The organism is Solwaraspora sp. WMMA2056 (genome assembly GCF_030345095.1).
GTDB lineage: Bacteria > Actinomycetota > Actinomycetes > Mycobacteriales > Micromonosporaceae > Micromonospora_E.
On sequence record NZ_CP128360.1, the window covers coordinates 2,694,356 to 2,713,991 of the forward strand.

The window sequence follows — 19,636 nt, forward strand, 5'->3', positions numbered from 1 at the left end:
GGAGAACGGGTGAACACCGACCAGTACACCATCGGCATCGACTTCGGCACCCTGTCCGGACGGGCGGTCGTGGTCCGGGTCGCCGACGGCGCGGAGCTCGGCTCGGCGGTGCACGAGTACCGCAACGCCGTCATCGACCGGGCCCTGCCCAGCAGCGGCAAACCGCTACCGCCGGACTGGGCGCTGCAGGACCCCGAGGACTACCGTGAGGTGCTGCGGCACGCCGTACCGGCGGCCGTGGCCGACGCCGGCGTCGACCCGGCGCAGGTGATCGGCATCGCCACCGACTTCACCGCCTGCACCGTGCTGCCGACCCTCGCCGACGGCACCCCGCTGTGCCAGCTGCCCGAGCTTGCCGACCGGCCGCACGCCTGGCCGAAACTGTGGAAGCACCACTCGGCGCAGCCGCAGGCCGACCGGATCAACGCCCTCGCGCACGAGCGCGGCGAACCGTGGATCGGCCGCTACGGCGGCCGGATCTCCGCCGAGTGGCAGTTCGCCAAGGCGCTGCAGGTGCTGGAGGAGGATCCGCAGGTCTACGCCCGTACCCAGCGGTGGATCGAGGCCGCCGACTGGATCGTCTGGCAGCTGTGCGGCACCGAGACCCGTAACGCCTGCACCGCCGGCTACAAGGGCATCCACCAGGACGGCCGGTACCCGGACCCGGCGTACCTGGCGGCGCTGCACCCCGACTTCGCCGACTTCGCGGCGACCCGGCTGGAGCATCCGATCCTGCCGCTGGGTGCGCGGGCCGGCGGGCTGAGCGCCGAGGCCGCCGGCTGGACCGGGCTGCCGGCCGGTATCGCGGTCGCCGTCGGCAACGTCGACGCCCACGTCACCCCGCCGGCCGCCGGCGCGGTCGCCCCCGGCCAGCTGCTCGCCGTGATGGGCACCTCCACCTGCCACGTGATGAACGGCACCGACCTGGTCGAGGTCCCCGGCATCTGCGGCGTCGTCGACGGCGGCATCACCGCCGGGGCGTACGGCTACGAGGCCGGCCAGTCCGGCGTCGGCGACATCTTCGCCTGGTTCGTCGACCACGCCGTACCGCCGGCGGTGCACGACGAGGCGGCTCGCCTCGGGCTCAGCGTGCACGAGCTGCTCACCCGGCAGGCCGCCGAGCAGCCGGTCGGCGGGCACGGGCTGGTCGCCCTGGACTGGCACAGCGGCAACCGGTCGGTCCTGGTCGACCACCACCTGTCCGGGCTGATCGTCGGGCTCACCCTGGCCACCCGGCCGGACGAGATCTACCGGGCACTGATCGAGGCGACCGCCTTCGGCACCCGGACCATCGTGGAGACGTTCGAACGGGCCGGGCTGCCGGTGACCGAGTTCGTCGTCGCCGGTGGCCTCAAGCGCAACAAGCTGATCATGCAGATCTACGCCGACGTGCTGCGCCGGCCGGTCAGCGTGGCCAGCTCCGACCAGGCGCCGGCGCTCGGCTCGGCGATCCACGCGGCGGTCGCCGCCGGGGCGTACCCGGACGTGGTCACCGCCGCCGGTGCGATGGGCGCGGTGGAGACCGCCGTCTACCGGCCCGACGCCGACCGCGCCGCCGGCTACGACCTGCTGTACGCCGAGTACCAGCTGCTGCACGACCACTTCGGCACCGGCGCCGACAAGGCGATGCACCGGCTGCGGGACATCCGTAACGCCGCTCTCGCCCGCTCCGACCGGGAGGCTTCCGTCTGATGACCACCACCGCTCAGCCCAGCGCCGACGTGGCCGCCGAGATCGTCCGGCTGCGCGCCGAGGTGTGCCGGCTGCACGAGCACCTGACCCGCTGGGGTCTGGTCACCTGGACCAGCGGCAACGTCTCGGCCCGGGTGCCCGGCGCCGACCTGCTGGTGATCAAGCCCTCCGGGGTCAGCTACGACGAGCTCACCCCGGCGCACATGGTCGTCACCGACCTCGACGGCACCCTGGTCGAAGGCGACTACGCGCCGTCGAGCGACACCGAGGCGCACGCGTACGTCTACCGGCACATGCCGGCCGTCGGCGGGGTGGTGCACACGCACAGCCCGTACGCCACCGCCTGGGCCGCCCGGTGCGAGCCGATCCCGTGCGCGGTGACCGCGATGGCCGACGAGTTCGGCGGCGAGATCCCGGTCGGGCCGTTCGCGTTGATCGGTTCCGACGCGATCGGCCGGGGCATCGTCGAGACGCTCACCGGTCACCGCTCGCCGGCCGTCCTGATGCGTCAGCACGGTCCGTTCACCATCGGCGCCACCGCCAAGGCGGCGGTGAAGGCGGCGGTGATGTGCGAGGACGTCGCCCGCACGATCCACCTGGCCCGTCAGCTCGGCCCGGTCGAGCCGCTGCCGCAGGCCGCGATCGACGCGCTGTACGAGCGCTACCAGAACGTGTACGGCCAGCGGTGAGCTGCGACCGGCGGATTGTTGTACTAAAGGGGGATCTGTGATGGAGGCAGGGAAACGGTCCGCGCAGGTGTGGTTCCTCACCGGCAGCCAGGGGCTGTACGGCGACGACACGCTGCGCCAGGTGGCCGAGCAGTCCCAGGAGATCGCCGGCCGGCTCGGCGCCGCCGACGGGTTGCCGGTCGAGATCGTCTGGCGCCCGGTGCTGACCAGCCCGGAGGAGATCCTCCGGGTCTGCCTGGCGGCCAACACCGAACCCGACGTGGTCGGCGTGATCGCCTGGATGCACACCTTCTCGCCGGCCAAGATGTGGATCGCCGGGCTGGACGCGCTGCGCAAGCCGCTGCTGCACCTGCACACCCAGGCCAACGTCGAACTGCCGTGGGCAGAGATCGACATGGACTTCATGAACCTGAACCAGGCCGCGCACGGCGACCGCGAGTTCGGCTACGTGCAGACCCGGCTCGGGGTGGCCCGCAAGACCGTCGCCGGCCACGTCAGCGACCCCCGGGTCGTCGGTCGGATCGCCGGCTGGGCGCGGGCCGCGATCGGCCACAGCGAGCTGCGGTCGCTGAAGCTGGCCCGGTTCGGCGACAACATGCGCAACGTCGCGGTGACCGAAGGCGACAAGGTGGAGGCGCAGGTCCGGTTCGGCGTCTCGGTCAACACGTACGGGGTGAACGAGCTCGTCGAGGCGGTCGACGCGGTGCCGGACCCCGACGTCAAGGTCCTGGTCGACGAGTACGAGCAGCGGTACCGGGTCGACCCGGCGCTGCGGGCCGGCGGCGACCGGCACGACTCGCTGCGCTACGCCGCCCGCATCGAGCTGGGCCTGCGCGGCTTCCTCACCGAGGGCGGCTTCCGGGCGTTCACCACGAACTTCGAGGACCTCGGCGGGCTGCGGCAACTGCCCGGCCTGGCGGTGCAGCGGCTGATGGCCGACGGCTACGGCTTCGGCGGCGAAGGCGACTGGAAGACGGCCGTACTTGTCCGCACCCTGAAGGCGATGTCGACCGGGCTCGACGGCGGCACGTCGTTCATGGAGGACTACACCTACGACCTGACCCCCGGTCAGGAGCGGATCCTCGGCGCGCACATGCTGGAGGTCTGCCCGAGCATCGCCGCCGACACCCCGTCGTGTGAGATCCATCCGCTGAGCATCGGCGGCCGCGAGGACCCCGTACGGCTGGTCTTCGACGCCGCACCCGGCCGGGCCGTCGTGCTCGGCATGGTCGACCTGGGCGAACGGTTCCGCCTGGTGGCCAACGAGATAGAGGTCGTGCCGCCGGCACAGCCGTTGCCGAAGTTGCCGGTGGCCCGGGCGGTGTGGCGCCCCGAGCCGGACCTGCCGACGTCGGCGGAGGCGTGGCTGACCGCCGGCGGCCCGCATCACACCGTCCTCTCCCAGGCCGTCGGGGTGGACGAGTTGCACGATCTGGCCGAGATGACCGGCACCGAGTTGGCGGTCATCGACGCCGATACGACGACCCGGCGGTTCGCCGCCGAGTTGCGCTGGAGTCAGGCGTACCACCGGCTGGCCCGGGGCTTCTGAGCCGCCGTCCTGCTGCCCGGGTGCTGGCGCCCCGGGCAGCAGGACGGGTGGATGCCCGGATCAGAGATTTCGGGGTGACGCCTGGTCGGGGGCTGGTCGGTCACTGCCCCGCGTACCGGGTGGTGGCGCTGGTGCCGGTCCAGGCGGGCAGGTGCATGGTGGTCTGCGCGGCGAGGGCCTGGCTGGTCTGCCAGCGGCGGAGCGCGTCCTTGATGCGGTCGTTCTGTTCGTAGGTGCGGTCGAGTTCGGCGTAGACGATGCCGAGGTCGTGGGCGATCCGTTCGAGGAAGGCGGCGACTTCGCCGGGGTCGAGGCCCCGGCCGCCGCCGCGCCGGGGGGCCGTCGGGAAGCGGTGGCTGCGGATCTGCCAAGGGCGGATCGGCCGGTACGCGGTGGGTCGCTGGTTGCGGCTGCGACCAGCGGGTACGCGGTAGACGCCGCTGCCCTGCGGCCAGTCACGTGGCGGGGTGGTGGCCATCTTGCGGCGTTGCCAGCGCAGTCGCCAGCGTCGCCAGAGCTCTCGCATCACGTGTTCCTCCCCATTGTCTTCGCTGCTGGTGCCGTTCGGGCGGTGTCGTGGGTGTGTCTGGACGGGGGTGGCCCTGCCGCTTGCCGATCCCGACGGGGCCACCCCACCCCAATCGCCGCAGCCCTCCTTGGCAGTACGGCGACCAGGGCAAACCTTCGGGGCCGGGACGCCCAACGAGCGGCATGACTCGCTGACCGCCCCGACCGGAGGTGAGCGCCCCAAGCTGCCGTGCAAGGAGTGCTCGCGTCAAAACTTAGGCGGCTAAGCCGCCTATGTCAACGAATCCTTGTCGCGGTCACGTGTCTCGTGATCGAATCGGGTTGCCGTGCAAGGAGACTCGAAATGCCTACGCAGCCCGACTATGTCCGCATTTCGGACGCCTACGCCGCCGCGATCGTCAGCGGGCGGCTCAAGCCAGGGGAGAAGCTGCTCTCGATCGCCGAGATGAGCCAGCGCTACAAGGTCGGCGCCACGACCATCAAGATGGTCCTCGTACGGCTGGAAGCCCGCCGGCTGGTCCGCCGTCACCAGGGCAAGGGCACGTTCGTCGAGCCCAGCGACCGATGGCTACTGCCCGACGGCGACGATGATGACGAGCCGGATTTCGAGATCTGAGGGTTGCGGCATAGCGACACTTCGCCTGGCTTCCTGGCATCCAATCGTCACTAACCAGCCCACCTCAGCGGCTGGTAGCCGGGCAAGTGACAAGGAGGGTCGGGAAGGCGGGCTTCTCGTGTCGGGTCAGCCTCGCAGCTGTCGCTGGCGGCCGCACCGACTCGGATCTGCCGCGGTGGGCTAAGCAACGGTTTATTTTGGGGGTCGGCGGCTGGGACGTGCAGACGGTCGACGAGTGCCTTCGCCTGAACGGTATGGCGAATGGTGGTCACTCGGGCAATTTCACCTGCTCGATATTCTGATCGAGCTACGCCGGTGCGAGGGCCGCCGCAATTGCGATGGGTTCTCGCGCCGGCCCCTCGTCGGCGTGTGGACGTGAGGGGGATCCTGTACGATCTGTCAACAGCGCAGGAGGAATACCATGTCAACCCAGCAAGAGTCCCTCAGTTCGGAGCGGACGAACTTCAGAATTGTTTTTGTGGCGGTCCTGTCCGCCCTTGGTCTGGCGACGTTGATCGTGAACTTCCTGCTGGCCGGTGCGGTAGGGGCTGCCGGGGCGGTTGCTTCAATCTGGGGACTGCGTGCCGATCGGCAGCACCGGACCGCGTATCAGGTTTTTCTCGCTATCTCTCTGCTCACCGTGGCAATTTCGCTACTGATGAGCGTTTTCTTGCTCTCGGTGGACCGTCCTGAGCCAAGCGTCACGGTAGTCCCGAAACCATGATCATGGCCTCAGACCACGCGTAGGTTGTCGGTCAGCGTCGGGCGCGCACGCCGCGACCGGCCCACCAGACGACGACGCCGACGGCGAACACGGCCAGCCCGGTGAGCACCGCCGCACCGGGCAGGGTGGCGGCCAGCAGCAGGCAGCCGACGATCCCGACGAGTGGTACGGCCCTCGGCAACGCGCCCTCGTCGCGGTGCAGGGTCAGCGCGGCGGCGTTGGCCACCGCGTAGTAGACCAGTACGCCGAACGACGAGAAGCCGATCGCCTCGCGCAGGTCGGCGACGCAGACCAGGGCCACCACCGCGACGCCGACCGCGATCTCCGCCCGGTGCGGCACCTGCCGACGCGGATGCACGGCGTCCAGCCCGGCGGGCAGGTGCCGGCCCCGGGACATCGCGAACACGGTCCGGGACACCCCGAGGATCAACGCCAGCAGCGCGCCGAGCGCCGCCGTGGCCGCGCCGATGCGTACCACCGGGGTCAACCAGCCGGCACCGACCTGGGACACGGCGGCGGCCAGCGGTGCCGGCGTGTCGGCCAGCCCGGCCGGGCCCAGCGCCCGCAGCACGGCGACCGCGACCAGCGCGTACACGGCCAGGGTGATGCCCAGCGCGATCGGGATCGCCCGGGGGATGGTGCGCTGCGGGTCGCGGACCTCCTCGCCGAGGGTGGCGATCCGGGCGTAGCCGGCGAACGCGAAGAAGAGCAGGCCGGCACCCTGCAGCACCCCCCACCCGTCGACCGGTCCGCCGCCGGCCGCGCCGGCCCCCGCTGTGCCGAGGACCGGTCGGGCACCGCCGAGCAGCCCGACGACGACCACGGCGGCCAGCACCGTCAACACGACGGTGACGATCACCCGGGTCGCCCACGCCGACCGGTGCACGCCGAACAGGTTCAGTACGGTGAGCGCGACCACCGCCGCGACCGCGACCGGCCGGGCGTACGCCGGTGCCAGGTAGCTGCCGACGGTGAGCGCCATCGCCGCGCAGGAGGCCGTCTTGCCGACCACGAAGCCCCAGCCGGCGAGGTGGCCCCAGAGGTCGCCGAGCCGCTGCCGGCCGTAGACGTAGGTGCCGCCGGACTCCGGGTAGCGGGCGGCCAGCCGGGCCGACGACATCGCGTTGCAGTACGCCACCACGGCGGCGATCGCGAGGGCGGCCAGCAGCCATCCGCCGGCGGCGGCCGCCGCCGGGGCGAACGCCGCGAAGACCCCGGCGCCGATCATCGCCCCGAGCCCGATGACGACGGCGTCGCGGGTGCCGAGCCGGCGGGCCAGCGGGGTGTCGGCGGCGGTCATGCCGGCGGGTTGGCCGCCCGGTCGGTCTGCCGCTGTTGCGCGGCCGCCCGGTCGGTGGGTCTGGATGTCGCGGCCGCCCGGTCGGTGGGTCCAGGCTCGGCGGCTCGGCGGGTGTGCGCCTCCCGGCGGGCCAGCCAGCCGTACCCGACCAGGGTCATCGCGGCGAAGATCCACCACTGGGCCACGTACCCGCCGTTCTGCCAGCTGTTCTCGTGCCGGATGGCGACCGCGACGAACGCCGGGTCCGGCGTCGGGGTCTGCTCCTGCAGCAGCAGGTAGCCGCCGCGTACCGGGTAGGGCAGCTCGGTGGCGAGGGCTCCGGTGGCGATCCGGCGGGTCTCCAACTTGCCGTCGCGGCGGGTGACCGCACCGGACATCGGCTCCGGCTGGCGGACCAGCCCGATCACGGTCACCTCACCGGTGGGTGTGGCCGGCAGTTGCGGCTGCGCGTCGGCGCCGCTGTCGGCCGGCGGGATCCAGCCCCGGTCGACCAGGACGGCGGAGCCGTCGGCCAGCACCAGCGGGGTGACGATCTCGAAACCGACCCGGCTGTTCGCCGTCCGGCTGCGGACCAGGACCTGGTTGTCGACGTCGTAGCGCCCGGTCGCGGTGACCCGGGTCCAGGTCGCCGACTGCGGCGGCGGCGCACCGGCGGTACCGGCGGCCGCCCCGGGCGGGCCGACGACCTGCGTCACCGCCACCGGGATCTGGTCGGCGGCGGCGTCGATCCGGTCGTTGACCTCGCTGCGTTGGTGGTAGCGGTCGAGCTGCCAGTTGCCCAGCTGCACCATCACCGTGGCGGCCACCACCGCCAGCGCGAGGTGACCCAACCATCGGGGCGTCAGCAGGAACCGGTACACATGTCGGAGGCTACCCGGTAACGTCTTGCGGCTGTCCCTCCACTCCGTCCGGGGGTGACGGGGCCCGCGCGGCGACCGGCACGACCACCGCACCGGCCAGCTCAGCCCGACCGCCGCAACCGCAGACCAGCACAGAGGAGTCGCAGATGCCGTCCGTGCCCCGCCTGGTGGTGAGTGCCCCCGCCTCTGGACACGGTAAGACCTCGGTGGCGATCGGGCTGCTCGCCGCGTTGCGCGAGCTCGGCCTGAGCACCGCCGGGGCGAAGATCGGACCGGACCACACCGACGCGGCGTACCTCGGGGCCGCCGCCGGCCGGCCCGGCCGCAACCTGGACCCGATGCTGGTCGGCACCGGCCGGATCGGTCCGCTGCTGGCCCACGGCGCGGCCGGGGCGGACGTCGCGGTGCTCGGTGGGGCGATGGGCCTGTACGACAGTCTGGGCACCCGGGCGGACAGTGCGTCGACGGCGACGGTGGCCACCGCGTTGCGGGCTCCGGTGGTGATGGTGGTCGACGCGGCGGCGATGGGCCAGTCGATCGGTGCGCTGGTGCACGGCTTCCGGGCCTACGACGACCTGATCTGGCTCGCCGGGGTGATCCTCAACCGGGTCAGTTCGGCCCGTCACGAGCAGGTGCTGCGCGAGGCGCTCGACGACATCGGGGTGCCGGTGCTGGGCGCGCTGCACCGGGGCGAGCTGCCCGCCGGCATTCCCCGCGCCGCCGGGGTGGTGCCGGTGGCGCACCACAGCATCGACACCGTACGGCTGATCCGTCGCCTCGGTGAGGCGGTGGACGCCGCCGTGGACCTCGACCGGGTGCTGGCCCTGGCCCGGTCGGCGCCGCCGCTGCCGGTGCCGGCCTGGTCGGCCGCGGACGCCCTGGCCGCCGAGGCGGAGGCGGCCGGCGCCCCGCCGGTGACGCCGCCGGTACGGCGACCGGTGATCGCCGTCGCCGGTACGCCGGAGCTGGTCTACGGCTACACCGAGACGGTGGAGCTGATCACCGCCGCCGGTGGGGCGGTGGTGCCGTTCGACCCGCTGCGCGACGAACTGCTGCCGGAGGCGACCGCGGCGCTGGTCCTGCCCGGCGGGTTGCCGGAGGCGTACCTGCCGGAGTTGTCGGCGAACCGGGCGTTGACCGCCGCCGTGGCGGATCTGGCCCGGGCCGGCCGGCCGGTGCTGGCCGAGGGCAGTGGCCTGTTGTGGCTGGTCCGCGAGTGCGACGGCCGGCCGATGGGGGAGGTGTTCGACGCGGCCGCGATGACCTCGGACCGGATGGTCGTCGGCTACCGGGAGGCGACGTCGCGGGCGGCCACCCCGGTAGCCCCGCTGGGTGGCCGGATGATCGGCTACAAGCAGCATCAGGTGGTGGTCTCCCCGCGCGCCGGGCACACCCCGGCGTGGACGTGGGGCAACGGGGTACCGGAGGGGTTCGTCTGGCGTCGGGTGCACGCCTCCCAGTTGACGCTGCACTGGGCCGGGGCGCCGGACATCGCCCGGCGGCTGGTCCTGGCCGCCGCCGATGGCCGGTTGGCCGGCGCGGACTCCCGGGGCCCGGCTGGCGACGGGCGCGTCCCCGGCCCGGACCATCGCGGTGGCGACGGTCCGGTCCCGGAGGAGTCGCCGATGCCGCCGATGGGCCCGATGCCGCCCATGCCGCCGATGGCGCGTCCGACGCCGCTGGCCGAGGAGGACACCGATCCGCTGCTGGTGCACTCAGCCGATGATCTCGGCTGACGGTGGCGCGAACTGGCGTACCGGTCGGTCCTTGAGCGCGTTCTTCAGCGTGCCGGCCGCCGTGTCCACCGGCTTCTGGGACTGCCAGTCGCCGACGGCGTTGAACGGGTTGTCCGGGTCGGCGATGAAGCTGGCCACCGCGAGGTCCGGGGTGTAGCCGGTGAACCAGGCCGACCGGGTGCTGTCGGTGGTGCCCGTCTTGCCGGCGACCGGCCGGCCGACCGCCTTGGCCACGCCGTCGGCGGTGGACCAGCCGCCGCAGCCGCCGGCGGCGGGCCGGTCACCGACCGGGCACCGGGCGGCGTCGGTGGCGGCGCGGGCCACGTCCGGCGAGAACGCCGCGTGGCAGCGCGGGGTGGCCACCTCGACCTCGGCCCCGGTCAACGTCCGGTAGGTGACCGGGCTGCCGTCCGGATTCTCCACCGACAGCACCGGGGAGTCCTCGCAGTGGCTGCCGTCTGCGGCGATGGTGGCGTAGGCGTTCGCCATCTCCAGCGGCGTCACGTCGGACACGCCGAGGGTGAACGCGCCCCATTTGCTGGCGTGCTCGGGGGAGGCGTTGCGCTTGTCGACGTCGGTGCGCCAGCGCAGCCCGAGCCGTTCGGCCATCTGCACCGCCTTCTCGGCGCCGACCTGCTGCAACAGCCACACGAAGTAGGTGTTGACCGACTTGCCGAAGCCGGACCACATGTAGTGGTAGCCGGCCATCGCGCCGGAGGCGTTGCTCGGGCACCAGCGGCCACCGCAGCTGCTGGTGCCTTCGCCGCCGTCGTAGATGGAGTTGATCCGGTGCGGGGCGTTGAAGCCGGAGCGCAGCGGCATGCCGGCGTCCAGCGCGGCCAGCATGGTGAACATCTTGAACGTCGACCCGGCCTGGTATCCGGGCAGGTCGCCGCCGCCGAGCAGCGGGGTCACCGTGTTCGGGTAGTTGCCCTTGACCCCCTTGCTGCGCAGGGTGGGGTTGGAGTGCCCGCCGTTGTCGGTCTGGTCCAGCGAGTAGACCCGGTTGATCGCCATCGCCCTGACGTGGCCGGTGCCGGGCTCGACGGCGACCAGTCCGTGGGCGAACGGGCTGCCGATCGACTCCCGGGAGGTGACCTGGTCCTGGGCGGCCTTCTGGGTGGCCGGGTCGAGGCTGGTGACGATCCGGTACCCGCCGGTGCGCAGGTTGCCCAGCCGCTCCGACGGGCTGTCGCCGAACGCCTTCTGCCCCATCCACCAGGACTTCAGGTAGTCGCAGAAGAAGCCCCAGTCGTTGTGCTCAGCCGGCACCGAGACACACTCGTTGGGTGGCGTACTCAGGTTGAGCTGGATCGGTTCGGCCTTGGACCGCGCGGCGGCGGCGGGGGCCAGGTAGCCCAGCGCGGCCATCCGGTCGATGACGTAGTTGCGGCGTTCGGTCGCGGCGGCCTGGTCCGAGGTGGCCGGGTCGTACTCCGACGGCGCCTTGACCAGGCCGGCGATGAGCGCGGCCTCGCTGGCGCTGAGTTCCCGGGGGTGTTTGGAGAAGAAGATCTCCGCGGCCGCGTAGATGCCGTACGCCCGGTGGCCGAAGTAGGCGGCGTTGAGGTAACGCTCCAGGATCTCCGGCTTGGACAGCTGCTTCTCCAGCTCCATCGCGATCCGGATCTCGCGGATCTTGCGGCCGGGGGTCTGTGCGGTCGCCGCCTGCAGCTCCAGTGGTGTCTCGGCGGTCTCCTGCAGGGCGAGCCGGACGTACTGCATGGTCAGCGTGGAGCCGCCCTGGGACACCCCGCCGGCCTGGGAGTTGGCCACGAACGCGCGGGCGACACCCTTGGGGTCGACGCCGTTGTGCTGGTAGAACCGGACGTCCTCGGAGGCGACGATCGCCTGCTGGATGAAGGGCGACATCTCGGTCAGCGGGACGTACTTGCGGTGCTCCTCGTAGAACATCGTCACCAGGGTCCGGCCGTCCGCCGCGTACACGTAGGTGGTCTGGGCCGGGTCGATGTCGCGCAGCTTCTCCGGGACCTGTTCGATGGCCCGGGTGCTGGCGATGACGGTGAGGCCGGCGACTGCGGCCAGCGGGTAGGCGGCGGCGGCGACCACGACGCCGGCGATCAGACCGGCGCGGAGCAACTGGACGAGGCGGCCACGGCGGGCGGGGTTTCGGCTGCGCTTGGTCACGGCTTCAAACGTAGGCCGGACAGCCGCAAAACATGTCCAAAAGGATTAAAACCACAAGACGAATCGTGTCACAAGCGTCACCCTTCGTCGATTTCACCCCCTCCGGGCGGGCATGATCCCCGTCATGCAGCAGTCGGATCGGACACCGGAGGACGGCCAGCCGGCCCAGCGCGGCCAGCCACCCGAGTACGACCTGGGGCACCACGGCGACGTCGACGCCACCCCCGGCCTGGTCGACCTCGCGGTCAACGTCCGCGTCGGCGAACCACCCCACTGGCTGCTCGCGCCGGTCCGGGCCAGCCTCGGCGACCTGGCCCGCTACCCCGACCAACGGCCCGCCCGCGCCGCCGTCGCCGCCCGGCACACCCGCCCGCCCGACGAGGTCCTGCTCACCGCCGGTGCCGCCCAGGGCTTCGTGCTGCTCGCCCAGGCACTGCGCGACGCCCGCCACCCGGTGGTGGTGCACCCGCAGTTCACCGAGCCGGAGGCCGCCCTGCGCGCCGCCGGACACCGGGTCGACCGGGTGCTGCTACGCCCCGACACCGGCTTCACCCTCGACCCGGCGCGGATCCCCGCCGACGCCGACCTGGTCTTCATCGGCAACCCGACCAACCCGACGTCGGTGCTGCACCCGGCCGACACGATCGCCGCCCTCACCCGGCCCGGCCGGACCGTCGTCGTCGACGAGGCCTTCGCCGACACCACCTGCGCCGCCGGCGTACCGGGCGAACCACAGTCGCTGGCCGACCGCCGCGACCTGCCCGGCCTGGTGGTGGTCCGCAGCCTCACCAAGACCTGGGCCCTGGCCGGGCTGCGCATCGGCTACCTGCTCGGCCCGGCCGCACTGCTGGCCCGCCTCGCGGCGGTCGCGCCGCTGTGGCCGGTCGCCACCCCGGCGCTGGTCGCCGCCGAGATCTGCGCCAGCCGCCGGGCGGTCGGGGCCGAACGCCGGTACGCCGCCACGCTCGCCGCCGACCGCGGCCACCTGCTCCGCCGGCTTCGGGAACTGCCCGGCGTCACCGTCGCCGGCACCCCGGCCAGCGCCTTCGTGCTGCTCCATCTCGTCGGCGCCGATCAGGTCCGCCGCCGGTTGCGCCAGCAGGGCTGGGCGGTACGCCGAGGCGACACCTTCCCCGGACTGGGCCCCGACTGGCTGCGGGTGGCGGTACGGGACACTGCCACCACCGACGCGTTCGTCCACGTGCTGCGCGCGACCCTGGAGGACTGATGCTCGACACGGCCCTGGCCGCGATCCGACCACTCGACGACGACGCGATGGCACAGGCCCGGGCGCTGCACGCCCGGCTGACCAAACCCGCCGGCTCACTCGGCGTCCTGGAGGAGCTGTCGGTGCGGCTGGCCGGGCTCGCCGGTGCGTGCCCACCGCCGCTGCCCGAACCGGCCGCGGTGGCGATCTTCGCCGCCGACCACGGCGTGCACCGCCACGGGGTGACCGGCTGGCCGCAGGAGGTCACCGCCCAGATGGTGGCCAACTTCCTGGCCGGTGGCGCGGTCGTCAACGCCTTCGCCCGGCAGGTCGGGGCGAGCGTCACCGTGGTCGACGTCGGGGTCGCCACCGTGCTGGAGCCGGCGGACGGCCTGGTCCAGGCCCGGATCCGGCCCGGTACGGCCGACCTGTCTAGCGGCCCGGCGATGACCGTCGACGAGGCCCGGGCCGCCATCGACGTCGGCCTGCGTGTCGCGGCGGACCTGCACGCCGCCGGTGCGCGGGTGCTGCTCACCGGCGACATGGGCATCGCCAACACCACCGCCGCCGCCGCGCTGGTCGCCGGCTTCACCGGTGCCGACGCCGCCGAGGTCACCGGCCGGGGCACCGGGGTGGACGACGAGACGTACCGGCACAAGGTCGCCGTCGTCGCGGCGGCCCTGCGCCGGCACCGGCCCGACCCGGTCGATCCGATCGGTGTGCTCTCCGCGATCGGTGGACTGGAGCACGCCGCGCTCAGCGGCTTCATCCTCGGTGCCGCCGCCCGCCGGATCCCGGTGATCGTCGACGGGGTCAGCGCGGTCGCGGCGTCGCTCGCGGCGGCGTCGCTCGCCCCGGCGGCCACCGGCGCGATGGTCGCCGGGCACCGCTCGGTGGAGCCGGGCGCTACGGTAGGGCTGCGGCACCTCGGCCTGCAGCCACTGGTCGATCTGGGGCTGCGCCTGGGGGAGGGCACCGGCGCCCTGCTCGCCTGGCCGATCGTGGCCAGCGCGGTCCGGGTCCTGCACGAGGTGGCCACCTTCGACGCGGCGGGAGTCTCCGAGAAGTGAACCTGTACCCCCTGGGGCTGCGCCTGGCCGGCCGCCGGGTGCTGGTGGTCGGCGGCGGCACCGTCGCCACCCGACGGGTCCCGGCGCTGCTGGACGCCGGGGCCGACGTACTCGTGGTGTCACCGGAACTGACCCCGACGCTGCACGGCCTGGTGACCGCAGGCCGGGTGGACTGGCGGCCGCGCCGGTTCGAGCCGGCCGACCTCGACGGGGTCTGGCTGGCCCAGGTCGCCGTGGACGACGCGGCTGCCGCCGCCGAGGTGAGCGCTGCCGCCGAGCCACGCCGGGTCTTCTGCGTACGGGCCGACGACCGCACCGAGGCCACCGCCTGGACCCCGGCGGTCACCCGGCACGGTCCGGTGACCGTCGCGGTGCTCGGTGGCGGCGATCCGCAGCGGGCGGTCCGGGTCCGTGACGCGATCGGTCAGCGGCTCGCCGACGGCAGCATCCCGGTCGCCGACCCGGCGCCGGCCCCGGCGTCCGCCGGGTCGACCACCGGCCGGGTGGTGCTGATCGGCGCCGGCCCCGGCGACCCCGAGCTGATCACCGTGAAGGGCCGACGGCTGCTCGCCGAGGCCGACGTCGTCGTCGCCGACCGGCTGGTCCCCGGCCTGCTGCTGGACGAGCTGCCGGCCCGGGTGGAGCTGATCGACGCGGCGAAGATCCCGTACGGTCCGGCCGCCGCCCAGGAGGAGATCAACCGGATCCTGGTCGACCGGGCCCGCACCGGGGCGACCGTGGTGCGGCTCAAGGGCGGCGACCCGTACGTCTTCGGTCGCGGCGGGGAGGAGCTGCTCGCCTGCGTCGAGGCCGGCGTACCGGTCTGCGTGGTGCCGGGGGTGACCAGCTCGATCGCCGCGCCCGCCGCCGCCGGCGTGCCGGTGACCCATCGCGGCGTAGCCCACGAGTTCACCGTGGTCTCCGGGCATCTGCCGCCGGGACACCGGCTGTCCCTGGTGGACTGGCCGGCACTGGCCCGGCTGCGCGGCACCCTGGTGGTCCTGATGGGGCTGAAGAACCTGTCGGCGATCACCGACACGTTGCTGACCAACGGTCGCAGCGGGGACACCCCGGTGGCGGTGGTGCAGGAGGCGACCACCGGCGCCGAGCGGGCGCTGACGTCCACGTTGGCCGCCGTGGCCGGCGACGTCGCGGCCGCCGGGCTGCGGCCGCCGGCGGTGGTGGTGGTCGGCGACGTGGTGCACGCGCTGCGCCCGGACGCCGGCTGAAGCCGGTCCTGCGCGCTGACGGCCAAACTGGGCCCTGAAGGCCTGGTCCGGCGCTGAGGTCGGTCCGGCGCGCCGCGCGACGGCGGACGCGCCGGACCTTCACCCGGTCAGAGCGTGAGCATGTCGTCCAGCAGCAGGGCGCACCGGATCAGACCCAGATGGCTGTACGCCTGCGGATGGTTGCCCAGTCCGCGCTCGGCCATCGGGTCGTACTGCTCGGGCAGCAGGCCGGTCGGACCGGCGGTGTCGATCATCTGCTCGAACAGTTCCTCGGCGTCGCTGCGCCGACCGGTCCGCAGGTACGCCTCGATCAGCCAGGCGGTGCAGATGTGGAATCCGCCCTCCCGGCCGGGCAGGCCGTCGTCCCAGCGGTAGCGGTAGACGACCGGGCCGCTGCGCAGGTCGGCCTCGACCTTCAGGACGGTGGCCAGGAACCGGGGGTCGTCGTCGGGCAGCAGCCCGGACAACCCGATCCACAGCGACGAGGCGTCCATCTCCTCGTCGCCGTAGGCGACCGTGTACGCGCCGGCCTTCTCGTGCCAGCCGTACTCCAGCACGTTGTGCCCGATCCGGTCGCGCAGCTCGACCCACTCGGGCCGTTCGCCGCCGCCGTGACGGCGCACCATGTGCAGCGCCCGGTCCACCGTCATCCAGCACATCACCTTGGAGAAGACGTGGTGCCGGGGGGCGAGTCGCGCCTCCCACAGGCCGTGGTCGGGCTCGTGCCAGCGGCGCTCCACCGCCTGCACCATCGCCTCCAGCACCCGCCACTCGTCGTCGCGGACGGATCCGCGCGCGTCGGCGACCACCGCGAGCAGGTCGGCGATCGGACCGAACACGTCGAGCTGCAGCTGATGGTTGGCCAGGTTGCCGACCCGGACCGGGCGGGAACCGGCGTAACCGGGCAGGGTGTCGATGACCGCCTCGGCGCCCAGCTCGAAACCCTCGACCGTGTAGAGCGGGTGCAGCCGCTCCGGGTGCCCGCCGGTGCGTTCCACACAGCCGTCCACCCAGCGCAGGAACGCCTCGGCCTCGGTCAGCGAGCCGAGGTCGACCAGCGCGCGGGCGCTCATCGCCGCGTCGCGTAGCCAGCAGTAGCGGTAGTCCCAGTTGCGGACCCCGCCGAGCTCCTCCGGCAGGGAGGTGGTCGCGGCGGCGAGGATCGACCCGGTCGCCTCGTGGCACAGCCCGCGCAGCGTCAACGCGCTGCGGGTGACCAGTTCCCGGCCGGTGCTGGGCAGCTTCAGCTCGCGGACCCAGTCCCGCCAGGGCTGTTCGGCGGCGGACTGCCGCTGCTGCACCGGTACGGTGTGGTGCTCCAGGCTGTGCGAGCCGAACCGCAGCTCCATGGTGAGCATCCCGCCGAGCGCGGCCAGGTCGACCAGGGCCCGGGCGGTCTCCCGGCCGCCGTCGTCGACGACCTTCCACTCCACGCCGGGGGAGTAGAGCGCGACCGGTTCGTTGGAGCCGAGCACCAGCAGCCCGTCGCCGAGCGGCTGCAGCTGGACGGCGACCTGACCGAACTCGGGCCGGGGCGCGAACTCCAGCTGGGCCTGGCCGGTGCCGGTGAGCACCCGCACCAGGGTGGAGTCGGCGCCGGGGACGACGGTGTCGTCGGCGGCCGGCTCGGCGGTGGGCAGGTCGAGCCAGTCGGTGACGGTCAACCCGGACCAGCGGGTCTCCACGGTCATCGTGCCGGGCCGGTAGCGCTGCCCCAGCGGCAGTCCGCCCCGGGCCGGGGCGACGGTGAAGTGGCCGGCCGGTGCCCCGCCGAGCAGGTCGGCGAAGATCGCCGACGAGTCCGGCCGGGGGTGGCACAGCCAGGTGACCCTGGCGTCCGGGGTGAGCAGCGCGATGGTGCGTCCGTTGGCGAGCATCGAGTGCCGCTCGATCGGTACGGCGTGCTCGCCGTAGAGCCAGTTGCGTCGGGTCTCCAGCAGTACGCCGAGCAGCCGGGCGGCGTCGATCGGCTCGGCCACCCGGAAGTCCGCCCGGGTCTCGCCGTCGCCGATCTTGACGCCGACGTCCGGGCCGTGCAGGTTGGCGAAGGCGCTCTCGTCGGTGATCGAGTCGCCGATGAACAGCACTGCGCTGGCGGAGGTCTGGGTCCGGATCTGGTCCAGGGCGGTGCCCTTGTCGGTGGCGACCACCGACAGCTCGACCACCTCCTTGCCCTGGGTCACGGTGACGTCGGGCCAGCTGGCCGGGCCGGACCGGACCGCGTCGACCACCTCGGCGGCGACCTGCGGGTCGGCACCCCGGGTGTGCACCGCCACGCTGGCCGGTTTGACCTCCAGCCGGATTCCCGGCCGGTCCTTGATCAGCTGCCGTAGCTCCCGCTTGAGCTGGGAGTGCACCTGCAACTGCTCGGGGGCGAGCCGTTCGACGAAGCCGATGTCGAACTCGGAACCGTGGCTGCCGACCAGGTGGACCTCGCTGGGCAGCCGCGACAGTGCGGCCAGGTCACGCAGCGCCCGGCTGGAGACCACCGCGACGGTGGTCTGTGGCAGGGCGGCCAACGCGCGTACCGCCGCGACCGACTCCGGCAGCGGCACGGCCTTGGCCGGGTCCTCGACGATCGGCGCGAGGGTGCCGTCGTAGTCGCAGGCAACCAGGAGTATCGGCATCCGGGCGATCCGCCCGATCGCCGCGCGCAGCTCGGGATCGATCCGGTCCGCGGCCGCGCGTACGTCCCCGTCAAGGACGGACGTTTTCATTCATTCCTCCGTCTCGGGCACACCGAGTTCTGTGAGGAAGGAGCGGGCCCAGTGGCCGACGTCATGGGTCCGTAGGTGGCGTTGCATGATCCGCATCCGCCGCCGGGCCTCGGAACTGTCGACGTGCACCGCCCGCAGCAACGCGTCCTTGACGCCGTCCGGGTCGTGCGGGTTGCACAGGAACGCTTGCCGCAGCTCCGTCGCGGCACCGGCGAACTCGCTGAGCACGAGTGCCCCGCCGGTGTCGGCGCGAGCCGCGACGTACTCCTTGGCCACCAGGTTCATTCCGTCTCGCAGTGGTGTCACCATCATCACATCGGCCGCGCGGTAGAGCGCGGCGAGTTCACTGCGACTGTACGACTGGTGCAGGTAGTGCACGGCGGGCACACCCACCCGGCCGAATTCACCATTAATCCGACCAACTTCGCGCTCCACCTTGACCCGAAGTGCCTGGTAGTGCTCGACCCGTTCGCGGCTGGGCGTGGCGACCTGCACCATAACCGCGTCCGGAACTGTCAGCTTTCCGTCAGCAAGAAGTTCGCGGAAGGCTTTCAGCCTCAGTTCGATGCCCTTGGTGTAGTCCAGTCGGTCCACCCCGAGGATGACGGTCTTCGGATCCCCCAGCTCGGCCCGGATCTGCTTGGCCCGCGCCTGCACCGACGGGTCGTGGGCCATCCGCTCCATCTCGGGTACGTCGATCGAGATGGGGAACGCGCCGGCCTTCACCTTGCGTCCGTCGACCTGGATCATCTGGCCCTCGTAGCGCAGCCCCAGCAGGTGCCGGGCCAGCCGGACGAAGTTCTGGGCCGCCAGCCGCTGCTGGAAGCCGACCAGGTCGGCGCCGAGCAGGCCGCGCAGGATCTCGGCCCGCTGCGGCATCTGCATGAACAGCTCGATCGGCGGGAACGGGATGTGCAGGAAGAATCCGATGCGCAGGTCGGGCCGGATCTCCCGGAGCATCGCCGGCACCAGCTGCAACTGGTAGTCCTGCACCCAGACGGTGGCACCCTCGTCGGCGACCTCGGCGGCCGCCTCGGCGAACCGGGCGTTGACCACCCGGTACGCCTCCCGCCAGCGGCGTTTGAACGCGGGCGTCTCCACCGCGTCGTGGTACAGCGGCCAGATGGTGGCGTTGGACTGGCCTTCGTAGTAGCGTTCCAACTCCTCGGCGCTCAGTGGCACCGGGTGCAGCCGGATGCCCTCCAGGTCGAAGGGGTCGGGCGCGGCTCCTGCGCCGCCGGCCCAGCCCACCCAGGTGCCATGGTGCTGGGCGAGCACCGGATGCAGGGCGGTCACCAGCCCGCCGGGGCTGCGACGCCACTGGCGTCCTTCGGACGTGGTCACCTCGTCCACCGGTAGGCGGTTGGCGACCACTACGAACGAGCTCCGAACCGTCACGTTCCGTACACCTCCGGTGATTACGGGACCGCCATGAGCGTACTGTGCGGGTCAGGCGGTTGGACCCCCGTCCCCCTCCTGGCGTCCCAGTTGTTCCCGCCCCTGGTGCCCAGCCGGGCCGGCCGCCGAAACCAGTGGGGATGGTGTGGTCTGCGACACCGCGCCCGGTGCGG

The 19,636-nt window shown here is 72.7% G+C and carries 15 protein-coding genes; 9 read left to right on the forward strand and 6 right to left on the reverse strand.

From position 1 onward, the window contains the following. Positions 1–9 precede the first annotated feature (9 nt). Genes araB through araA form a run of 3 tightly spaced genes read left to right on the forward strand, consistent with a single transcriptional unit; the run spans position 10 to position 3,930 of the window. Positions 10–1,692 (forward strand): ribulokinase, encoded by a 1,683-nt coding sequence (araB, locus tag O7608_RS12345; protein ID WP_289210087.1) that lies wholly within the window; start codon positions 10–12, stop codon positions 1,690–1,692. Beyond that, the gene (locus O7608_RS12350; protein WP_289210088.1) at positions 1,692–2,381 is read left to right on the forward strand and encodes an L-ribulose-5-phosphate 4-epimerase; all 690 of its coding nucleotides are present in this window, start codon (positions 1,692–1,694) and stop codon (positions 2,379–2,381) included. The genes araB and O7608_RS12350 overlap by 1 nt, the downstream gene beginning before the upstream one ends. A gap of 40 nt (positions 2,382–2,421) precedes the next feature. Further along, positions 2,422–3,930 carry an L-arabinose isomerase gene (gene araA, locus O7608_RS12355; protein ID WP_289210089.1) on the forward strand — a complete coding sequence of 503 codons (1,509 nt, stop codon included), beginning with the start codon at positions 2,422–2,424 and terminating at the stop codon, positions 3,928–3,930. A 100-nt stretch (positions 3,931–4,030) separates the two neighbouring features. Here the strand turns inward: araA and O7608_RS12360 are convergent, their stop codons facing one another. Continuing rightward, on the reverse strand, positions 4,031–4,456 hold the full coding sequence (locus O7608_RS12360; protein ID WP_289210090.1) for a DivIVA domain-containing protein: 426 nt from the start codon (positions 4,454–4,456) through the stop codon (positions 4,031–4,033). Between the two features lie 345 nt (positions 4,457–4,801). Here O7608_RS12360 and O7608_RS12365 point away from each other — a divergent pair, with 345 nt between their 5' ends. Together O7608_RS12365 and O7608_RS12370 are read left to right on the forward strand one after the other, a co-directional pair. Beyond that, complete coding sequence (locus O7608_RS12365) at positions 4,802–5,074, forward strand: winged helix-turn-helix domain-containing protein (protein WP_289210091.1); 273 nt, start codon at positions 4,802–4,804, stop codon at positions 5,072–5,074. Positions 5,075–5,495: 421 nt separating this feature from the next. Then, positions 5,496–5,798, forward strand: coding sequence for a hypothetical protein (locus tag O7608_RS12370; RefSeq protein ID WP_289210092.1), 303 nt, complete (start codon positions 5,496–5,498; stop codon positions 5,796–5,798). 31 nt (positions 5,799–5,829) lie between these two features. Here O7608_RS12370 and O7608_RS12375 read toward each other — a convergent pair whose 3' ends face one another. Together O7608_RS12375 and O7608_RS12380 are read right to left on the reverse strand one after the other, a co-directional pair. After that, the gene (locus O7608_RS12375) at positions 5,830–7,098 is read right to left on the reverse strand and encodes an APC family permease (RefSeq protein WP_289210093.1); all 1,269 of its coding nucleotides are present in this window, start codon (positions 7,096–7,098) and stop codon (positions 5,830–5,832) included. Beyond that, positions 7,095–7,958, reverse strand: coding sequence for an SURF1 family cytochrome oxidase biogenesis protein (locus tag O7608_RS12380; protein ID WP_289210094.1), 864 nt, complete (start codon positions 7,956–7,958; stop codon positions 7,095–7,097). The genes O7608_RS12375 and O7608_RS12380 overlap by 4 nt, the downstream gene beginning before the upstream one ends. Positions 7,959–8,104: 146 nt before the next feature. On the opposite strand from O7608_RS12380, the gene O7608_RS12385 reads away from it, so the two are divergent. Continuing rightward, positions 8,105–9,694 (forward strand): cobyrinic acid a,c-diamide synthase CobB, encoded by a 1,590-nt coding sequence (locus O7608_RS12385; protein WP_289210095.1) that lies wholly within the window; start codon positions 8,105–8,107, stop codon positions 9,692–9,694. Here the strand turns inward: O7608_RS12385 and O7608_RS12390 are convergent. Then, positions 9,674–11,842: a transglycosylase domain-containing protein gene (locus O7608_RS12390; protein ID WP_289210096.1), complete on the reverse strand. Its 2,169-nt coding sequence runs from the start codon at positions 11,840–11,842 to the stop codon at positions 9,674–9,676. The genes O7608_RS12385 and O7608_RS12390 overlap by 21 nt on opposite strands. 124 nt (positions 11,843–11,966) lie before the next feature. Here O7608_RS12390 and cobC point away from each other — a divergent pair, with 124 nt between their 5' ends. From cobC to cobA, 3 genes are read left to right on the forward strand one after another with little or no spacing between them, the layout of a single operon-like run. Then, positions 11,967–13,070 carry an Rv2231c family histidinol phosphate aminotransferase CobC gene (gene cobC / locus O7608_RS12395; protein ID WP_289210097.1) on the forward strand — a complete coding sequence of 368 codons (1,104 nt, stop codon included), beginning with the start codon at positions 11,967–11,969 and terminating at the stop codon, positions 13,068–13,070. Further along, entirely contained in the window at positions 13,070–14,119 is a 1,050-nt protein-coding gene (gene cobT, locus O7608_RS12400; protein WP_289210098.1) for a nicotinate-nucleotide--dimethylbenzimidazole phosphoribosyltransferase, read from the forward strand. The genes cobC and cobT overlap by 1 nt, the downstream gene beginning before the upstream one ends. Next, a complete protein-coding gene (gene cobA, locus O7608_RS12405; RefSeq protein WP_289210099.1) occupies positions 14,116–15,348 on the forward strand; it encodes a uroporphyrinogen-III C-methyltransferase in 1,233 nt (410 codons plus the stop codon). Before cobT ends, cobA begins: the two co-directional genes overlap by 4 nt. A 107-nt stretch (positions 15,349–15,455) precedes the next feature. On the opposite strand, the gene otsB is transcribed toward cobA, so the two are convergent. Further along, on the reverse strand, positions 15,456–18,065 hold the full coding sequence (otsB, locus tag O7608_RS12410; protein ID WP_289210100.1) for a trehalose-phosphatase: 2,610 nt from the start codon (positions 18,063–18,065) through the stop codon (positions 15,456–15,458). Then, positions 18,066–19,463, reverse strand: a complete 1,398-nt coding sequence (locus tag O7608_RS12415) for an alpha,alpha-trehalose-phosphate synthase (UDP-forming) (RefSeq protein WP_289210101.1) — start codon at positions 19,461–19,463, stop codon at positions 18,066–18,068. It abuts the gene before it with no gap. Positions 19,464–19,636: the final 173 nt, after the last annotated feature.

Bases quoted from the DNA above. Each gene is read 5' to 3' on its own strand.
- O7608_RS12375 (WP_289210093.1), bottom strand. From the start codon at position 7,098: ATGACCGCCGCCGACACCCCGCTGGCCCGCCGGCTCGGCACCCGCGAC.
- O7608_RS12360 (WP_289210090.1), bottom strand. From the start codon at position 4,456: ATGCGAGAGCTCTGGCGACGCTGGCGACTGCGCTGGCAACGCCGCAAG.
- araA (WP_289210089.1), top strand. From the start codon at position 2,422: ATGGAGGCAGGGAAACGGTCCGCGCAGGTGTGGTTCCTCACCGGCAGC.
- cobC (WP_289210097.1), top strand. From the start codon at position 11,967: ATGCAGCAGTCGGATCGGACACCGGAGGACGGCCAGCCGGCCCAGCGC.
- O7608_RS12350 (WP_289210088.1), top strand. From the start codon at position 1,692: ATGACCACCACCGCTCAGCCCAGCGCCGACGTGGCCGCCGAGATCGTC.
- O7608_RS12385 (WP_289210095.1), top strand. From the start codon at position 8,105: ATGCCGTCCGTGCCCCGCCTGGTGGTGAGTGCCCCCGCCTCTGGACAC.
- O7608_RS12370 (WP_289210092.1), top strand. From the start codon at position 5,496: ATGTCAACCCAGCAAGAGTCCCTCAGTTCGGAGCGGACGAACTTCAGA.
- cobT (WP_289210098.1), top strand. From the start codon at position 13,070: ATGCTCGACACGGCCCTGGCCGCGATCCGACCACTCGACGACGACGCG.
- otsB (WP_289210100.1), bottom strand. From the start codon at position 18,065: ATGAAAACGTCCGTCCTTGACGGGGACGTACGCGCGGCCGCGGACCGG.
- O7608_RS12365 (WP_289210091.1), top strand. From the start codon at position 4,802: ATGCCTACGCAGCCCGACTATGTCCGCATTTCGGACGCCTACGCCGCC.